Below are 16745 nucleotides of genomic sequence, written 5' to 3' on the forward strand. Positions count from 1 at the left end.
CCGGGCACCGCTCAGCGGCGCACGGTGTAGCGCAGGTGGAGGACGTCGCGATCGGTGAGCTGCCGCACGAGCTCCAGCTCGACCGGCGAGCCCTCCCCGAACAACCGGCGGCCGCCGCCGAGCAGCACCGGGACGACGTGCAGCTCGATCTCGTCCAGCAGACCCGCCTTCAGCAACGCCTGCGCGGCACCGGCGCCGTGCACCAGGACGGCGCGGCCGCCCGCCGCCGAGCGCGCTTCTTCCGCGCACGCCACCACATCCGTGTAGAACCGCGCGCACCCGGGCGGTGTGTCGGACGGGTCGACGTGGTGGGTCAGCACGTGGATCGGGACACCGTCGTGGTGGTCGCCACCCCAGCGGCCGGCCAGTTCGAAGGTCCGCCGCCCGGAGATCACCGCCCCGGTAGCCGTAGCCTCGGCGACGACCTGCGCGCTCGGCCCGTCGCCGTGCCGGTCATCCAGCCAGTCGAACAACCGAAAACCCCCGCGCCCCATCTCCTGCCCCGGCCGGTCATCCGGCCCGGTCACGAAACCATCGAGCGACGTGGTCATGTAGAGCCTGATCGGTCCGGTCATCGCGGACTCCCTCCTGAAGTGGGCTACACCGGTACGTCGAACGACGTGCGGCCGGATCGACAGGCTGGGCAGCACATACTCGGGCGCTACTCCCGCTCGTCGCGCGCCCGGGAGATCACCTCCTCCAGCCTCAGGGGACTCGCCGGGTGGTGGGACAGGCACAGCGGGGTCGCCACCTGGCGGAACCCGAACGCCTCCCCCGCCACGTAGAACTGCGCGCGTTCCAAGCGGGAGATGTCCGCGACCGGGCTCCCCTTCGCCCGGGCCAGTTCGTTCGCCGCCGCGATCTGTGCCGGGCTGTTGAGGCGGCCGAAGAACTGCGTCATCGCGTTGCCGACCACCTGGTTGTGCAGCCCCTTCGGTGCCTGGGTGGCGAACAGCAGGCCCAGACCGTACTTGCGCGCCTGCGACGCCAGGACGATCGTACTGCGCGTACTCGCCGTCAGGCTGCCGGACGAGGCCATCGTCTGGGCTTCGTCCATCACGAACAGCGCGCCCAGCGGCCGGTCGCCCGCCGGGTTGCGCTTGATCCAGGCGAACAGCTCCATCTGCAGCTGGTTGACGAAGTTCTGCCGCTGCTCCTCCGCCTGCAGCCCGACGAAGCTGATCACCGACACTCGCGCCCGCTTGCCGGGCGCCGGGGTGAGCAGCGCGCCCGGGTCCACCGGCTCGCCGCCGCCCGCGAAGAGCGGGTCGTTGACCATCGCCGCCTTCAGCACCTCGGCCAGGCCGGCCGCGATGCGCGGGGCGTCGTTGAGGTTGCTGACGTCCTCGGGCAGCTCGGTCAGCAGCTCGATCAGCTCCGGCAGGCTGCGCGACCCGGTCCGCGCGTGCCGGACGACGGCTTGGCGCAGCACGGCGAGCCCGATGTTCGTCTTGGCGGTGCTGCCGGTCAGCCGCGCTTGCGGCGCGAGCGTCGCGACGGCCACCTCGACGGCGGCGGCGAACTCGTCGGAGTCGTCGAGAACGCCGGCGAAGTCCGGTAGCGGCTGGAAGGCGAGCGGCCGCCCGGTGGCCCGCCCGGGCGTCCAGACGACGACGTCGGTCTCGGCGAGGTACCGCTTCGCCAGCTGGGCGTCGTCGGGCCCCCACGCGTCGGGCGGGGCGGGCCAGGGATCGCCGAGGCGGGCGAGGTCGTTGTTCGGATCGAGGACGATCGCGGAGACCCCGAGCAGGGCGCACTCCTCCACGATCCGCCGCAGCAGCACGGTTTTCCCGGAACCGGACCCGGCGAAGACGGCGGCGTGCTTGCGAAGGGCGGAGAGTTCGATCCGGACGGGTTCCCCGGACCCGACGACGGTCCCGAGGGTGATCTCCCCGTCAGCCGGCGGAGGGTGCGTCTCCTCGGCGAGCTGCCCCGACGGCTTCTCCGGCAGGACGGCGGACAGCAGCTCGGACCGGCTCGCCGGGCGACGGTCGATCAGCCACTCGTGGAGTTCACGGCCACCGTTGCCGAGCATCTTCTGCAAGGCCCAGAAGGTCTTCACGTCGGCGTCGGAGAGGCGGATCGTCTTCCCGCCCGCGGCCGTGAACTTCGCGACCTCTTCGCGGGTCTTGGCGCCGCGGCCCCAGGCCTCCCGCAGGATCACGAGGTGCCGGTTGTCCGCTCCCTGCAGCTGCCCCGCCGCGGACCGGGCCTTCCGGAACCGGCTCAGCGCGGCCCGGGGGTCGCGGGCGGCGATCACCCGGAACACCCAGTGCTCCTGGAGATCCGCTTTCTCCTCCAGGGTCCGGGTGAGCCAGGCGTGCACTTCGCTCCGGCCGTTCTGGCGCTCGCACGACCACTCCATGTCGTCGTCGCCGACTTCGGTGACCCAGCACCGCAGCGCCGCGGAGAGCAGGTCGGGCATCACCTTGTCCACGGTCTTCTCGGCGAGCAGCGCGCCCGGGTCCGCTCCCCCTTGCAGGGTTTCGAAGTCCGCGTCGAGTTCGGCGAACCGGTCGGTCTCCACCGCGGTGCGCGCGGCGACGACCGGCACCTGCACCTTCTCGTCGAAGGAAGTCAGCTCACGGACCTGGCCGGCGCGCAGGCAGACGTCGATGTGCGCACCGATGCGCTTCAACAGTTCGCGCGGCGTCCACGGTCCCAAGGACCCTCGAACGCCTCGGGGGCGACGGGCCACGTGGGGTACGGAGGCGTGAAGTCCAGGGACTCGTAGACCACCCCGAGCCGCTTCTCCACCAGCGCCCGGCCGATGCGCGCGTCGGTGATCCGGCCGAGCGTCACCGACTCGCGGAAGCGGTCGGGCACCGTGCCGGCCGCCTTCGTCTTGATCTGCTCCCAGGTGCTGGGCAGGCAGGCCAGGACGGTGAGCGTCTTGTGGGTGACCTCCCGCAGGCCCATGAGCCCGTCGGCGATCCGCGCGACGAGCAGGTCCTCTTCGGCGCTGTCCCCGGTCGCCTCGGTGCGCTTCATCGACCGGGCGACGAGGGTGTCGAGCTGGTCCACGGCGATCACGACCGGCCCGGTCAGCGCGAGCAGACGCGTGATCTCCTGCACGAGGACGCGGGCGGGTTTCGGCCGCGAATAGATGTTCCACGTCCGGGCTTCGGACGTGAGCTCGGCGTCCCCGTCCAGGTAGTCCTCACCGATGTACTTGACGCCGCGGTCCCGGCTGGCGATGAGCACAAGGGCGCGCGCGGTGTCACCGCACTCGTCGCCGACCATCTCGTTGAGCGACGACACGCCGTCGACGAACGCCTCGACGTCGTCCGCGGTCACTCCACGTCCGCGCCGGATCCTCGCTTCGACTTCGGCGTCCACGTGGGCTCGCAGGCAGACGCGCAGCAGGAAGCTCTTCAGCTGTGAGTCACCCGAGTCGTCCGGGCGGGTCAGCCCGCGGCGCAGTGCCTCGGCCGTGTTCTCCCAGAACGCCTCGGCCGCGGTGACGTCGTCGAGGAAGAAGTAGCCCCTCGACATGTGCACCTGGCGCCGGACGAGACCGAGGAGGTGGGTCTTGCCGACTCCCTTCAGCCCGCGCAGGACCAGCCCGATGGGGCTGGGACCGCCGCTGGCGGCGGCCTCCCGGATACCGGTGTCGAGCGCGGCCAGCGCGTCGGCGTGCAACCCGTCCACGTGGTACGGCGAATCCCGCCAGACGTGGTCCGGCGTGTCCGCCCAGTCGAAGCTGAGCGTCGCCAGTGCCTTCAGCTCGTCCATCACAACGCCTCGATCGAGAGCAGATGGTTGTCCTCACCGCCGATGCGGATCGCCGCCTCGCGGTCGGCCGGGGTGAGCACCTTGCGGTTGTCCTCCGGCACGAGGTGCGCCTTGCCCGTGCGGCTCAGTTCCTTCAGGACGGCATCGACCTCGCTCGCGGGCGCGCCGAGCTTGGGCCGCAGGTCCACCAGCGCCACCCAGCCACGCGGTTCCCGCACGAGTTCGCGGTAGGCGACACGAATCCGGGTCTCGAGGTCACCCTGGGGCTCGGGCGGGGCCGGAGTTTCGAACGGGGTTTCGACCGCGGGCCCGAAAACCTCGAACAGCCGCTTGTCCTCCCGCCGGAGGTACTCGTTCAAGCCACCGAGCAGAACGTACAACGCCGAGGCCAGCGGGCTCTGCCCTCGTTGCGGGGGCGGGCCGCTTTCCGACAGCTCCTTCTCGCACCACGCCCAGCCGTCGTCGCTCAACTGGTGCACGTAGCTGCGCCGCGGTCCGGTGCGGTCGCTCAGGATGTACCCGAGTTCTTTCAAGCCGGTGCGTTCGGGACCGGTGAGGGTGAACCCGACGACTTCCTCCAGTTCCTGGTTGGGCACCTCCCGGCCCAGCACCATCAGCGTGAACATCGCCGCGATCTGCTTGTGCGCCAAGCGGTCGGTCATCCGAGATCCTTCCGGTGGTTCGGTTTCGCCGTGGTCTGGGCGCGGACGTCGAGCGTCCGCAGGAGCCAGTCGATGGACTGGCGGACTCCCGGGGGTGCCGCGTGCCGGTCGTCGCTGTCCGGAGCGCGGGGTTTGACCGCCACCGCCAGGTCCGCCGCGAGGTCGCGAGCGCGGCCGCCGTCCCCGGCCCCGACGGCCGTCTGCAGCGCGGTCACCAGTTCGTCGACGAGGTCCCACCGGGACGGGCGCAGCCGGGCCCCTCGGGCCTGGCCGAGCAGCGTCACCAGGTCGACGTCGTCGTCCGCGTCGACCAGCGACGTGACGCCCTTCAGCTGGCCGACCAGGTCGCGGGCCACCTCGTCCGGACCGCGCGAGCCACCGAGCCTCAGGTAGCGGAGGTTGCCGACGTAACCCGGCAGCGCGGCCGCGTCGGTGCCCGTGGTGAGCACCGGGATCACGCGGCGGTCCTGACCGAGGGTGCGGTGCAGGAACAGCTCGACCTCCGCGGACTGCCAGCGGCTCACTTTGCCGTCGACGAGCAGGCACAGGTGCCGCGCGTCGTCTTCGGCCCGCGCGAGCAGGGACCGGTCGCCGGAAAGCGACCTCACCACCCGGATGCCCTCCTTCTTCAGGGCGGAGACCAGCTCGTTGGCCGTGCCGACCAGGGAACGCGGGATGCTGACACGCAACTCGTGCTTGAACTCCCGCCGGCTCGTGCGCACGGCGGCCACGTAGGCGTCGCGGTTCTCGGCCAGCAGGTCGGTCCGGTCGAGCCGGCAGGCGATCACCGCCGCGACCGTCTCGAGGGCGAACCCGATCTGGTCGGCGCTCGGCGTCTGTTCGGAAAGCACCGGCAGCTGCTCGCCGAAACTCCAGTACGACACGTACGGCAGGGTGAGGTGGCGGGCCATCGTCGCCGGCTCGACGGTCTGATCCAGCCAGGTCCGGTACAGCTCGGCCGTCTCCTCGACGACGATGCCGCGCCAGGTCTCCGACCGGTCGTACTCCTCCCGGTTGTCGAACCGCGACAGCACCGGCAGGACGGTCAGCCGCGAGCGGTCGAAGGGCAGCAGGTTGCGCGCCGCGTCCGCGCGCCGGGCCGCGTCCACGGCGCCGAGGATGCTCTGCCGGTTGGCCGTGAACAGCAGAACGAGGTGGTCGGGCAGGTGCGCCGTGCAGATCCCGCCGATGTCGGAGATCCCGGTGCGGCTGTCTACGAGGACGAAGTCGTAGCGCGCGATCCACTGCTCACGGCACTTCTCGAGGTATTCGCCGAACCCGTCTTCGTACAGGCGGTCCCAGTCGATCTCCTGCACCTGACCGACGTAGCCGGACTCCTCGCGACCCGCGGCGAGGAAGTCGAGGACACCGACGTCCCGCAGCCGCTGGACGTGCGCCTCCGGCTCGAACCGGCCCTGCCGGAAATCGTCGACCAGGTCGACCACGCCGCCGCTCGGCCGCGCGGGCAGCCGAGGCCGGAAGTAGTCGCCGAGGCCGGGGGCTTCGAGGTCCCAGTCCAGGCAGAGGACGCGGTGGCCCCACCGGGCGAGCAGCACGGCGATGTTGGCCAGCGTGAAGCTCCGGCCGACCCCGCCCTTGTAGGAGTAGAAGGTGAAGATCGTTCCCGGCATCGGTCAGAACCTCGGCCTTCGTGCCCGCTTCGGCGGTTCCGGGGCCGAAGTGCGCACCGGCCAGTCGTCCCGCCACTCCGGCGCCCGCTCGATGAGCTCCTCCAGCTCCACGGCGATCTGCTTGATCTGCTGGTTGAAGTCGAGGTAGGCCGGCGCGGTCTGGAAGTGCTCGAACGGGTGGTTCCACTGCTGCAGGTCACGCGGGCGCCGCGCGTGGGCCCAGGCGGGGAAGTGCTGCGAGTCGCAGAAGATCACCGGGTAGATCAGCGACCGCCCGGCGCCCAGCGCCTCGCGCTCCGCCATCGAATACCACTCCGCCAGGCACAGCTCGTCCCGGAAGTACTTCGGGGAGCACACCGGCACCAGCACGCGGGAACGCAGCAACGCCGAACTCAGTTCGTCCGGCCAGCTCTCCCCGGTGCGCACCTGGTCGTCGAAGAAAATCTTGACGTCGTCGTAGAGGTTGTTGTCGAGCACTTCGGCCAGGCGCGGGTGAAAATGGTGGCGAATCCACTCGGATATGTCGCTCGCACCGCGCCGGTAGCTGATGAAGACGTCGTACTCGTACACGCGTGCCGACGCTCCTCACCGCTCCCCACCAGGCGAATGTCATCCTAGATCCGCTACGCGCCGACGAAGAAGGCGCGAAACCTGACAGATTCAGGACAATAACTGGCCACCCCTCAAGTGCCGCCGGAGAATGCATCTTGACAAATCTTCCCGGCGCGGATAGATGACACACCCAAGCGGATCGCGATGCCGCGAAGCACTTGCGGAATACCGATCTCCCGGATCGGTGAATCACCGACCGATCCAGAGGGGAAAACCGATGTCCGAGCGTGAAGCGCCCAGGGTGTTCTTCAGCTACTCGCACGACACCCCGGAGCACAAGGACCAGGTCCGGCGGTTCGCGACCTTCCTGCACAGCCGGATCGGCCTCGAAGTCGTGCTCGACCAGTGGTACGACGGCAGCCGCATCGACTGGTCGCTGTGGGCCACCCGGCACATCAAGGCCGCCGACTTCATCATCGCCGTGGCCTCTCCGCGGTACCGGGAGCGGGCCGACGGGGACGCGCCGCCGGACGAAGGCCGCGGCGCCCAGTACGAAAGCGCCATGCTGCGCAACAAGATGACCAAGGACATCGAGGACGGCACCCGGCGGATCCTCCCGGTCGTCCTGCCCGGCGGGTCGATCGACGACATCCCGGAATTCCTCAACCCGTATTCGATGACGCGGTACGAGATCGAGCAGTTCACCGACGAGGGCGTCGCCGACCTGCTGGCCGCGATCACCGGGCGCGGGAAGCACGCGATACCGCCGCGCGGCCGGTGGCTCGGCGGAACCGTGGACGCGCAGCCGACCCTCGCGAGCGAGCTCCCGTGGACCTGCGCCAGCCAAGGGGTGCGCCGCGGGGCGGCGTCGATCGACGATGTGCGGTACGAACACAGCATCGTCCTGCGGCCCACCACGCCCGCCGCCACCGGGCCGGGCTTCGTCGAACTCGACCTCGGCGGTCGCTACCAGCGGTTCACCACCGTCGCCGGCGTGCTCGACGATGCCCGGGATCCCTTCCAGGTCGGCCACTTCCGCGTGCTGCTCGACGGCAAGCCGCGGTCCGAGCACGCCGTCGCGGTCGGGAAGCCGGCGACGATCGACCTCGACGTCACCGGCGCCCGCGTGCTGCGGCTCGAGATGTCACGCCCCGGGGTTTCCGCCTCGCCCGTGAGGTCCGCGGCCGTCGTCGTCAGCCGGCGGGGCCGGCCGCCCGAGCTCGGTCTCGGCGATCCGACCGTCACCTAAGGCGTGATGACCACCTTCAGCGCCGAGTTCGCCGCCGCGTTGCCGAACACCTCGTACGCCTCCTCCATCTGCGCGAAGGTGAACCGGTGGGTGCCCATGCGCTCCGCCGGGATGCGGCCCGAGGCCACCATCTTCAGCAGCGTGGGGATCGACACCGTGTCCACCAGGCCCATCGTCAGCGTCAGGTTCTGGATCCACATCTCCTGCATCGGCAGCTCGACCGGCACCCCGTGGACGCCGATGTTCGCGATGCGGCCGCCCGGCCGGACCAGGGACGCCGCCGTGCGGAGCGTCTCCGGGTACCCGACCGCCTCGATCGCCACGTCCACGCCCAGGCCGTCGGTCAGCGACCGGACGTCCTCGAGCACGCCCGGACCCGCTTCGAACGCGTCCGTCGCGCCGAACTCCAGGGCTTTCTCCAGCCGGAACTTGTTGGAGTCCACCGCGATCACCTTCGCCGCGCCCCACAGCCCCATGGTCAGGATCGCCGCGAGGCCGACCGCGCCGGCGCCGACGACCGCCACGGCGTCGCCCGGGCGGACGCGCCCGGCCAGCACGCCGACCTCGTAGCCCGTCGGCAGCGAGTCGGCCAGGAAGATCGCCTGCTCGTCGGTGACCTCCGGCGGTACCGCGTACAACGACGTGTCCGCAAAAGGAACCCGCACGAGCTCGGCCTGCGTGCCGTCGATGAGGTGCCCGAAGATCCAGCCGATCCCGCCGACCGTCCGGCAGTGCGAAGGCATCCCACGCCCGCAGTACTCGCAGCGCCCGCACTGGGTGATCGCCGGCACCAGCACCCGGTCCCCCACCGCGAACGCGCAGACAGCGTCCCCGACGGCCGTCACCGTGCCGACCGCTTCGTGCCCGAGGATCCGGCCGTCGGTGACCGCGGCGACGTCGCCCTGCAGGATGTGCAGGTCGGTGCCGCAGATCGTGGTCGTGTCGACCCGCACGACGACGTCGGTCGGCTCTTCGACGACGGCGTCCGGGACGTCTTCCCAAGCCTTCGCGCCCGGACCGTGGTAGACCAGCGCCTTCATCGTCGCCTCCGTCGGCCGCCCGGCTCGCGTGGCCGGGCTCGGCCGCTTTCGACGCTAGGACCGCGGAAGCCGCCCGGCTGTCGCAATTTGAGATTCACGCATTGCGGGCCATGAACGTCCGGGCGTCGCCTTCGGTGGGGTCGACGAAGACGATGTCGTCCGGACGCCGCCGCGGGACGTCGATCGCCAGCACGACGAGGGGTTCGGCGGTGATCCGGGGGAAACCGTGGACCTTCCGCCGTTCGAAGCAGAGGAACATCCCCGGCCGCGCCTCGAACTCTTCGCCGTCGAGGTGGAACGTGCCGCCGCCGCTGAGCAGGTAGAGGTGTTCGTCGCACTCCTCGTGGTAGTGGAGCGGAACTTCGCGGTAGATCCGGAAGATCCGCGCGCTGGCCGCGGGCTTGTCGACGAAGTACTTGTCCACCAGCATCGTCGTGGCGGTCGAGGGCAGGGCCGCGGCCTCGGCGAGGACGTCGAACACGCTCCGGCTGTTGTCGCTTTCCATGCCCTCAAGCTAACGCGCGGCACGCGGCGAGGTCGACCGCGCGCAGCGCCGCGCCCACTCCCGCCAAGGCCACGGCGTTCATCGACAACGACGTCACACCCAGCCCGACCAAAACACCCGCCAACGACGGATCCGCCGCCGCCTCGCCGCAGACGCCCACCGGCTTTCCCGCGGCCGCTCCCGCCGAAGCCACCATGCCCACCAGCCGCAGCAACGCCGGCTGGTGCGGGTCGTTCAGCGCGGCCACCGCGCCGAGCTGGCGGTCGGCCGCGAAGACGTACTGCGAAAGGTCGTTCGTGCCCAGGGACACGAAGTCGACTTCCGCGAGGATCGAAGCCGCGCACAACGCCGCCGCCGGGATCTCGATCATCACGCCCACCCGGGGAACCCCGGCCGCCCGGGCGCGCGAGGCGAACCACGCCGCCTCGGAAGCCGTCGCCACCATCGGGGCCATCACCGACAGCTCGACTCCCGCGTCACCAGCCGCCGACACGATCGCCGACAGCTGGCGATCCAGCAGGTCCGGCCGGTCGAACGCGACGCGCAGGCCGCGCACGCCCAGCGCCGGGTTCGGTTCCGCGCCCATCGACAGGAACGCCAGCGGCTTGTCGGAGCCCGCGTCCAGGGTCCGGACCACCACCGGCTTTCCCACGAACGGCGCCAGCACTTCCGCGTACGCCGCCCGTTGTTCGGCCTCGCCGTGCAGGGCCGCGACCGGTTCGCGGGCAAGCCGATCGTCGAGGCGCCGGTCAAGGCCGCGATCAACGACGCGGCCGGGTTGTTCGAACGCGCGAAGGCCGCGGCCCGCGAGCCCGTCGCACCCGCTGCCGCTCCGGAGCTGGCCACAAAGGTGGGCGCGAACGACAAAGCCGGGACGAAGGTCCGCCAGTGGCTGATGACCGGCGTCAGCTACCTGATCCCGTTCGTCGCCGCCGGTGGGCTTCTCATCGCTCTCGGTTTCGCACTCGGGGGCTACAAGATTTCCGACGCCCCCGCGGTCACCGAGCACTTCGACGCCGGTTCGGTGGCGGGATGGGCCGCGCTGATGTTCCAGATCGGCAGCGCCGCCTTCAAGTTCCTGGTGCCCGTGCTGGCCGGGTTCATCGCCTTCGCGATGGCCGACCGCCCGGCCATCGCGCCCGGTTTCGTGGGCGGCGCGATCGCCGTCACGGTCGGCGCCGGGTTCCTCGGCGGCCTGGTCGCCGGTCTGCTGGCCGGTGGCGTCGTGCTGGCGCTGAAGAAGATCCAGGTGCCGAAGGCGATGCGCGGGATCATGCCGGTGGTCGTCTACCCGCTGCTCGGGTCCATTGTGGTCGGAGTGCTGATGTACGTCGTGGTCGGCAAGCCGATGGCGGCCGCGACGACCGGCCTGACGAACTGGCTCAACAGCCTCAGCGGCGCCAGCGCGGTGCTGCTGGGCGCGCTGCTCGGCCTGATGATGGCGTTCGACATGGGCGGTCCGGTCAACAAGGCGGCGTACGCCTTCGCGGTCGGCGGCCTGACCACCGGCGCCACCGGGTCGCTGCAGATCATGGCCGCGGTGATGGCGGCCGGGATGGTGCCGCCGCTGGCCCTGGCGCTCGCGTCGACGGTCCGGAAGAAGCTGTTCACCGAGGCCGAGCGCGAGAACGGCCGCGCGGCCTGGCTGCTGGGCGCGTCGTTCATCACCGAGGGCGCGATCCCGTTCGCGGCGGCGGACCCGTTCCGGGTGATCCCGTCGATCATGCTGGGTTCGGCGGTGACGGGCTCGCTGTCGATGGCGTTCGGCGCGACGCTGCGCGCCCCGCACGGCGGCATCTTCGTCCTCCCGCTGATCGGCAGCCCGCTGCTGTTCCTGGTGGCGCTGATCGCCGGGACCCTGGTCGCCGCCGGCTCGGTGATCACGCTCAAGCAGGTGCGGTTCCGCGCGGCCGAGCGCACCGCCGCGGTTCCGACCCAGACCGTCAACGCGTGAAGGAGTCCACGCCCGGCCCGCGGGCCTGGTCGCGAAGACGGCCGCCGGTCAGCCGGCGAAGGTTCGCATAGCGAAGATCACCGCCGGGGTGGCCGGTGACCCGGTCGACGCCGCGAGTGTCCTGGGGTTGATGACCCTGGGCGCGGCGTTCGGTGACGAGGTCGAGCTGACCGCCGACGGCGACTCGGCCCGGGAGTCCGTCGACGCGCTGGCCGAACTGATCGCGCGGGACCTCGACGCGTGACGGATCAGGCCGGGCCGAGCAACGCGATCGAGGCGCGCACCGCGACCTCGGTGACGTCACCGGCCCGGCCGCCGTCCTCGACGGTCGTCGCGATCAGCTCGCGCAAGCCGCCCAGCAGCATGATCGACAGCTGGCGGGACGGCGGGCTGATCCCCGCCTTCCGGAGCGCCGGCGTGTCCGTCAGGCGGTGCGTCATCGCGATGAAGCCCTCCATCGCGTCGCGCTGCAGGTCGCGGGCCGGGGCGCCCAGGGCCGGTACGTCGCGGATCCAGCTCAGCGTGATCGCCGGCTCGGACTCCGCGCACACGATCCACGCTTCGATCGCCTGACGCACCTGGAGCGCCCAGGGCGCGGCCGGGTCGACGGCGTCGGAGATCTGCTGGATCATCGAGCGGTTCGCCTCCGCCAGCAACGCGATCAGGCACTCTTCGCGGCTGGCGAAGTGTTCGTAGAACGTCCGGCGGGACGTGCGCGCGCGGCGGACGATGTCGGCGACCGTCGTGTCGCGGAAGCCGTCCTCGATGATCGACGCGGCCAGCCCGTCCAGCAGGCGCTGCCGGAACGGGCGCGTGTCGACGTCCACGGAAGTCAACGTATACCCCTCCTCTTGAAACGAGATGGTACACCGGCGTACCGTACCGACGGTACGCTCGCGTACCACCTTTCGGGAGGGTCGATGACGACCATGACAAGCGCGGTGACGCTGCCGCCGGGACCGACCGCGCCCCGCGCCGTCCAGGGCGTCTACGCGCTCACACAACCGCTGCGGGGCATGCGGCGGCTCAAAGAGCGCTACGGGGACGCCTTCACCGTCAACGTGCCGATCTTCGGCCGCGCCGTCGTGCTCAGCGACCCCGCCGAGATCAAGCAGCTGTTCACCTCGGGCCCGGACCTCGTCGACAACTTGGAGGTCAACCTCGGCCGCGTGCTCGGGCCGCACTCGATGTTCGCCCTCTCCGGCGACGAGCACAAACGGCAGCGCAAGCTCCTGGTGCCGCCCTTCCACGGAAAGCGGCTGGCGGCGTACGAGCGGATCGTCGAAGAGGAAACCGTTCGCGAACTCGAGAGCTGGCCGGACGGAAGGGAGTTCGCCACCCTGCCGTCGATGATGCGGATCACGCTCAACGCCATCCTGCGCGCGGTGTTCGGCGCCGAGGGCGCCGAATTCGCCGAGCTGCGCGAGCTGCTGCCGCCGTTCGTCACGCTCGGCTCGCGGCTGGCCGTCGCGCCGATCTCCAAGAAGGGCCGCTTCAACCCGTGGCGCCGCTTCGAACGGATGCGCCGCGAGTACGACGCGATCGTCGACCGGCTCATCGCCAGGGCCCGCGCCGAAGAAAAAGACGACGTCCTCTCGATGATGCTGCAGACCCGCTACGACGACGGGTCCGGGCTCACCCGCGACGAGATCGCCGACCAGCTCCTCACGCTGCTCACCGCCGGCCACGAGACGACGGCGACCACGCTGGCCTGGGCCGTCGAACGCCTCCGCCGCCACCCCGAACTGCTGCGAGAACTGCGAGAAGACGACGGCAAGCTCCTCGACGCCACGATCCTCGAGGTCCAGCGCACCCGCCCGGTCATCGACCTCACCGCCCGCCAGGTCAAGCAGGACGGCTTCCGGCTCGGCCGCTGGACGCTGCCGAAGGGGTACGCGGTGCTCGTCAGCATCGCGTTGATCCACGACGACGACGCCGTCTTCCCGCGCGCGAAGACCTTCGACCCGCACCGCTTCGAAGGCGCGCGCCCGGACCTCTACCAGTGGATCCCGTTCGGCGGCGGCACCCGCCGCTGCCTCGGCGCCGCCTTCGCGACCATGGAGATGACCGTCGTGCTGCGGACGCTGCTGCGGGACTTCACGCTGGTCCCGACGGCCGGGCCCGACGAACGCTGGCATTCGCGGGGCGTGGCCTACGCCCCCGCCAAGGGCGGCCGCGCGGTCGTGCGCCGCCGAACGACCGGAGGAGAGCAGTGACCGAACAGATCGCCGACGTCGGCCGGGGCATTTCCCTGGCCTACGAACGGATCGGGGACACCGGCGCCGAGCCCCTCGTCCTCGTCGCCGGGCTGGGCCAGCAGCTGCACAGCTGGCCGGACGCCTTCTGCGCGCAGCTCGCCGACCGGGGCTTCGAGGTCGTCCGGTTCGACAACCGCGACGCCGGCCGCTCGACGCACCCGCGGTTCCGGCCGCCGAGCCTGCCCGGCATGCTAGCGGGCCGGTTCCCCGCGGAGCAGTACGACCTGAAGGACATGGCCGCCGACACCATCGGCCTGTTCGACGCCCTGGACCTCGAGACCGCCCACATCGCGGGCGTCTCCATGGGCGGCATGATCTCCCAGACCGTGGCGGCGCTGCACCCGCCCCGGATCCGCACCCTGACGTCGATCATGTCGACGACCGGGTCGCGCCTGCTCGGCCGCCCCGCGTTCTCGACGTTGCGGATGATGGGCGGGAAGCCGCCGAAGTCCCGCGAAGAGGCGGTCGAGAGCGCCGTCCGGATGTTCCGGCACATCGGTTCCCACGGCTTCCCGTTCGACGAGGCCCGGGTCCGCGAGCTGGCCGGGACGGGCTGGGACCGCGACCCGACGGCGGGCGGCGTGGGCCGCCAGCTCGCCGCGATCATGAAGTCCGGCAACCGGACGCCGCTGCTGCGGAAGATCACCGCGCCGACGCTGGTGATCCACGGCGACCGCGACCGGATGGTCCACCCCACCGGCGGCGCCGCCACCGCCCGCGCGATTCCCGGCGCCCGCCGGGAGACCGTGCGGGGCATGGGCCACGACCTGCCCGAAGGCGCGTGGCCCACGATCCTCGACCTCATCGACAAGCACGCGAGGAGCAGCGATGTCACGGCCCCGTAGCATCACGGGCCGCCCGGTGGTGATCACCGGCGCGGCTTCCGGCATCGGCCGGGCGCTCGCCACCCGGCTGTCCCGGCTCGGCTCGCCGGTCGCCTTGGCCGACGTCGACGAAGACGGCCTCAAGGCCACCGCGGCCGCCCTGCACGGCCGGGTGCTGACCCGCGTGCTCGACGTCCGCGACGCCGGAGACCAGCTGAAGTTCGCCGCCGAGGTCAAGGACTGGCTCCCGGCGCCGCTGGCCGCGGTGTTCAACAACGCCGGGGTCGCGGTCACCTCCAGCGTGCTCGACGCGGTGATCGAGGACGACGACTGGCTGCACGACATCAACTTCCGCGGCGTCGTCCACGGCACCCGCGCCTTCCTGCCGATCCTCGTCGACCAGGGCGAAGGCGCGATCGTCAACACCTCCAGCGTGTTCGGCCTGCTCGGCATGCCGAACCAGAGCGCGTACTGCGCGGCCAAGTTCGCCGTCCGCGGCTTCACCGAGTCGCTGCGGCAGGAGCTGCACGGGTCCGCGGTCCGCGCGATCACCGTGCACCCGGGCGGCATCACGACGAACATCGCGCGCAACGCCCGCGTGCGGCGCGACCCCACCGGAATGGGCCGCACCCGCGAAGAGATGGCCGCCCAGTTCGAGGCCATGACGATGACGTCGCCGGACAAGGCCGCGGCGATCATCCACGCCGGCGTCGACCGCGGCAAGGCCCGCATCCTGGTCGGCCCGGACGCCTACCTGTTCGACGCGCTCGCCCGCATCACCCCCACCCACTACAACGCCGTGCTCTCGCGCGTGATGAGGCGCCCGCGGCGGACGGAGGCCGTTCGATGACCGAGCACGTCGAAGTCCTGATCGTCGGCGCCGGGCTGTCCGGCGTCGGCGCGGCCCACCACCTGCGGACGGCATTCCCGCGCAAGACGTACGCGATCCTGGAGGCCCGCGACGCCATCGGCGGCACGTGGGACCTCTTCCGCTACCCCGGCGTCCGGTCCGATTCGGACATGCAGACCCTGGGCTACCGGTTCCGGCCGTGGACCAGTGAGAAAGCCATCGCCGACGGCCCGTCGATCCTGCAGTACGTCCGCGACACCGCCGCCGAGGCGGGCATCGACCGGCACATCCGGTTCGGGCACAAGGTCGTCCGCGCGGAATGGTCCACAGAGGACGCACTGTGGACGGTCGAGGCGACGCACGACGGCGAACCCGTGGAGTTCACCGCGAAGTTCCTCTACCTGTGCAGCGGCTACTACGACTACGCCGGCGGCCACACCCCGGAGTTCCCGGGCCTCGAGAACTTCGGCGGCACGGTCGTGCACCCGCAGCACTGGCCCGAGGACCTCGACTACGCCGGCAAGAAGGTCGTCGTGATCGGCAGCGGCGCCACCGCCGTGACGCTGGTGCCGGCGATGACCGACCGCGCCGAGCACGTGACGATGCTGCAGCGCTCCCCCACCTACATCCTGTCGCTGCCGTCGGAGGACGCGCTGGCCAACCGGCTGCGCGGGCTGCTCGGCGCCAAGCTGGCCTACCCCATCGCGCGCTGGAAGAACGTCGCCGTGAGCACGCTGATCTACCAGCTCAGCCGGCGCCGCCCCGGCGTGGTCAAGGCGCTGATCCGCAAGGCCGCGATGAAGCAGCTGCCGCCCGGGTACGCCGTGGACACCCACTTCAAGCCGCGTTACCAGCCGTGGGACCAGCGGTTGTGCCTGGTGCCGGACGGCGACCTGTTCCGGTCCATCAAGCGCGGCGACGCCTCCGTCGTGACCGACCGGATCGCGTCCATCACCGAGACCGGCATCCGGCTCGAATCGGGCGACGAGCTGCCCGCCGACGTCGTCGTCACCGCCACCGGGCTGCGGCTGCTGGCCTTCGGCGGCATCGACCTGGTCGTCGACGGCGACCCCGTCAAACTGCCGGAAACCATGGCGTACAAGGGGATGATGCTCAGCGGCGTGCCGAACTTCGCGTTCACGATCGGCTACACGAACGCGTCGTGGACGCTCAAGGCCGACCTCGTCGGCGAGTACGTCGTCCGGCTGCTGCGCCACCTCGACCGCGGCGGCTACGACCAGTGCGTGCCGGTCAACGACGACCCGGCGGTCACCGAGCGGCCGCTGCTCGACTTCGACGCCGGGTACGTGCTGCGGTCGATCGACGAGTTCCCGAAGGCCGGGTCGCGGGCGCCGTGGACGCTGGGCATGAGCTACGCGCACGACGTCGTCAAGCTCCGGCACGGCCGGATCGACGACGGCGCGCTGCGGTTCTCGCGACGGCGGGCGGGAGCGGGCAGACTGACCGCATGACGCTCTGCACTCC

At 71.0% G+C, this 16745-nt stretch carries 17 protein-coding genes; 7 read left to right on the top strand and 10 right to left on the bottom strand.

From position 1 onward, the window contains the following. Positions 1-11: 11 nt before the first annotated feature. From ACZ7OH_RS08475 to ACZ7OH_RS08500, 6 genes are all read right to left on the bottom strand, one after another. A complete protein-coding gene (locus ACZ7OH_RS08475; protein ID WP_470280256.1) occupies positions 12-575 on the bottom strand; it encodes a dihydrofolate reductase family protein in 564 nt (187 codons plus the stop codon). An 86-nt stretch (positions 576-661) separates the two neighbouring features. After that, the gene (locus ACZ7OH_RS08480; protein WP_470280257.1) at positions 662-2638 is read right to left on the bottom strand and encodes an ATP-binding protein; all 1977 of its coding nucleotides are present in this window, start codon (positions 2636-2638) and stop codon (positions 662-664) included. Next, positions 2635-3735 carry a hypothetical protein gene (locus ACZ7OH_RS08485; protein ID WP_470280258.1) on the bottom strand — a complete coding sequence of 367 codons (1101 nt, stop codon included), beginning with the start codon at positions 3733-3735 and terminating at the stop codon, positions 2635-2637. The genes ACZ7OH_RS08480 and ACZ7OH_RS08485 overlap by 4 nt, the downstream gene beginning before the upstream one ends. Next, positions 3735-4397, bottom strand: coding sequence for a hypothetical protein (locus ACZ7OH_RS08490; protein WP_470280259.1), 663 nt, complete (start codon positions 4395-4397; stop codon positions 3735-3737). The genes ACZ7OH_RS08485 and ACZ7OH_RS08490 overlap by 1 nt, the downstream gene beginning before the upstream one ends. Beyond that, the gene (locus ACZ7OH_RS08495) at positions 4394-6028 is read right to left on the bottom strand and encodes a CATRA system-associated protein (RefSeq protein ID WP_470280260.1); all 1635 of its coding nucleotides are present in this window, start codon (positions 6026-6028) and stop codon (positions 4394-4396) included. Before ACZ7OH_RS08495 ends, ACZ7OH_RS08490 begins: the two co-directional genes overlap by 4 nt. Positions 6029-6031: 3 nt before the next feature. After that, positions 6032-6598 (bottom strand): TIR domain-containing protein, encoded by a 567-nt coding sequence (locus ACZ7OH_RS08500; RefSeq protein ID WP_470280261.1) that lies wholly within the window; start codon positions 6596-6598, stop codon positions 6032-6034. A 259-nt stretch (positions 6599-6857) separates the two neighbouring features. Here ACZ7OH_RS08500 and ACZ7OH_RS08505 point away from each other — a divergent pair, with 259 nt between their 5' ends. Beyond that, positions 6858-7829: an SEFIR domain-containing protein gene (locus ACZ7OH_RS08505; RefSeq protein WP_470280262.1), complete on the top strand. Its 972-nt coding sequence runs from the start codon at positions 6858-6860 to the stop codon at positions 7827-7829. On the opposite strand, the gene ACZ7OH_RS08510 is transcribed toward ACZ7OH_RS08505, so the two are convergent. The 3 genes from ACZ7OH_RS08510 to ACZ7OH_RS08520 all read right to left on the bottom strand — a co-directional run bounded on the left by ACZ7OH_RS08510 (position 7826) and on the right by ACZ7OH_RS08520 (position 10041). Further along, complete coding sequence (locus tag ACZ7OH_RS08510; RefSeq protein WP_470280263.1) at positions 7826-8869, bottom strand: zinc-binding dehydrogenase; 1044 nt, start codon at positions 8867-8869, stop codon at positions 7826-7828. The two genes, ACZ7OH_RS08505 and ACZ7OH_RS08510, sit on opposite strands and share 4 nt — an antisense overlap. 94 nt (positions 8870-8963) lie before the next feature. Beyond that, a complete protein-coding gene (locus ACZ7OH_RS08515) occupies positions 8964-9374 on the bottom strand; it encodes a cupin domain-containing protein (RefSeq protein WP_470280264.1) in 411 nt (136 codons plus the stop codon). Between the two features lie 4 nt (positions 9375-9378). Next, entirely contained in the window at positions 9379-10041 is a 663-nt protein-coding gene (locus tag ACZ7OH_RS08520) for a putative PEP-binding protein (RefSeq protein WP_470280265.1), read from the bottom strand. A gap of 18 nt (positions 10042-10059) precedes the next feature. On the opposite strand from ACZ7OH_RS08520, the gene ACZ7OH_RS08525 reads away from it, so the two are divergent. Both ACZ7OH_RS08525 and ACZ7OH_RS08530 read left to right on the top strand, forming a co-directional pair. Further along, the gene (locus ACZ7OH_RS08525; protein WP_470280266.1) at positions 10060-11328 is read left to right on the top strand and encodes a PTS fructose transporter subunit IIC; all 1269 of its coding nucleotides are present in this window, start codon (positions 10060-10062) and stop codon (positions 11326-11328) included. 25 nt (positions 11329-11353) lie between these two features. Then, complete coding sequence (locus tag ACZ7OH_RS08530) at positions 11354-11572, top strand: HPr family phosphocarrier protein (RefSeq protein WP_470280324.1); 219 nt, start codon at positions 11354-11356, stop codon at positions 11570-11572. Positions 11573-11576: 4 nt separating this feature from the next. Here ACZ7OH_RS08530 and ACZ7OH_RS08535 read toward each other — a convergent pair whose 3' ends face one another. Further along, the gene (locus ACZ7OH_RS08535; protein ID WP_470280267.1) at positions 11577-12164 is read right to left on the bottom strand and encodes a TetR/AcrR family transcriptional regulator; all 588 of its coding nucleotides are present in this window, start codon (positions 12162-12164) and stop codon (positions 11577-11579) included. An 84-nt stretch (positions 12165-12248) separates the two neighbouring features. Here ACZ7OH_RS08535 and ACZ7OH_RS08540 point away from each other — a divergent pair, with 84 nt between their 5' ends. The 4 genes from ACZ7OH_RS08540 to ACZ7OH_RS08555 are packed head-to-tail and all read left to right on the top strand — an operon-like array spanning position 12249 to position 16732. Further along, a complete protein-coding gene (locus ACZ7OH_RS08540; protein ID WP_470280268.1) occupies positions 12249-13544 on the top strand; it encodes a cytochrome P450 in 1296 nt (431 codons plus the stop codon). After that, on the top strand, positions 13541-14431 hold the full coding sequence (locus ACZ7OH_RS08545) for an alpha/beta fold hydrolase (protein WP_470280269.1): 891 nt from the start codon (positions 13541-13543) through the stop codon (positions 14429-14431). The genes ACZ7OH_RS08540 and ACZ7OH_RS08545 overlap by 4 nt, the downstream gene beginning before the upstream one ends. Continuing rightward, positions 14415-15260: an SDR family NAD(P)-dependent oxidoreductase gene (locus ACZ7OH_RS08550; protein ID WP_470280270.1), complete on the top strand. Its 846-nt coding sequence runs from the start codon at positions 14415-14417 to the stop codon at positions 15258-15260. The genes ACZ7OH_RS08545 and ACZ7OH_RS08550 overlap by 17 nt, the downstream gene beginning before the upstream one ends. Continuing rightward, positions 15257-16732, top strand: coding sequence for a flavin-containing monooxygenase (locus tag ACZ7OH_RS08555; RefSeq protein ID WP_470280271.1), 1476 nt, complete (start codon positions 15257-15259; stop codon positions 16730-16732). The genes ACZ7OH_RS08550 and ACZ7OH_RS08555 overlap by 4 nt, the downstream gene beginning before the upstream one ends. The last annotated feature ends 13 nt before the right edge of the window (positions 16733-16745 follow it).

The organism is Amycolatopsis sp. NPDC114478 (assembly GCF_055633805.1).

Bases quoted from the DNA above. Each gene is read 5' to 3' on its own strand.
- ACZ7OH_RS08475 (WP_470280256.1), bottom strand. From the start codon at position 575: ATGACCGGACCGATCAGGCTCTACATGACCACGTCGCTCGATGGTTTC.
- ACZ7OH_RS08485 (WP_470280258.1), bottom strand. From the start codon at position 3,735: ATGGACGAGCTGAAGGCACTGGCGACGCTCAGCTTCGACTGGGCGGAC.
- ACZ7OH_RS08490 (WP_470280259.1), bottom strand. From the start codon at position 4,397: ATGACCGACCGCTTGGCGCACAAGCAGATCGCGGCGATGTTCACGCTG.
- ACZ7OH_RS08495 (WP_470280260.1), bottom strand. From the start codon at position 6,028: ATGCCGGGAACGATCTTCACCTTCTACTCCTACAAGGGCGGGGTCGGC.
- ACZ7OH_RS08505 (WP_470280262.1), top strand. From the start codon at position 6,858: ATGTCCGAGCGTGAAGCGCCCAGGGTGTTCTTCAGCTACTCGCACGAC.
- ACZ7OH_RS08510 (WP_470280263.1), bottom strand. From the start codon at position 8,869: ATGAAGGCGCTGGTCTACCACGGTCCGGGCGCGAAGGCTTGGGAAGAC.
- ACZ7OH_RS08515 (WP_470280264.1), bottom strand. From the start codon at position 9,374: ATGGAAAGCGACAACAGCCGGAGCGTGTTCGACGTCCTCGCCGAGGCC.
- ACZ7OH_RS08540 (WP_470280268.1), top strand. From the start codon at position 12,249: ATGACGACCATGACAAGCGCGGTGACGCTGCCGCCGGGACCGACCGCG.
- ACZ7OH_RS08550 (WP_470280270.1), top strand. From the start codon at position 14,415: ATGTCACGGCCCCGTAGCATCACGGGCCGCCCGGTGGTGATCACCGGC.
- ACZ7OH_RS08555 (WP_470280271.1), top strand. From the start codon at position 15,257: ATGACCGAGCACGTCGAAGTCCTGATCGTCGGCGCCGGGCTGTCCGGC.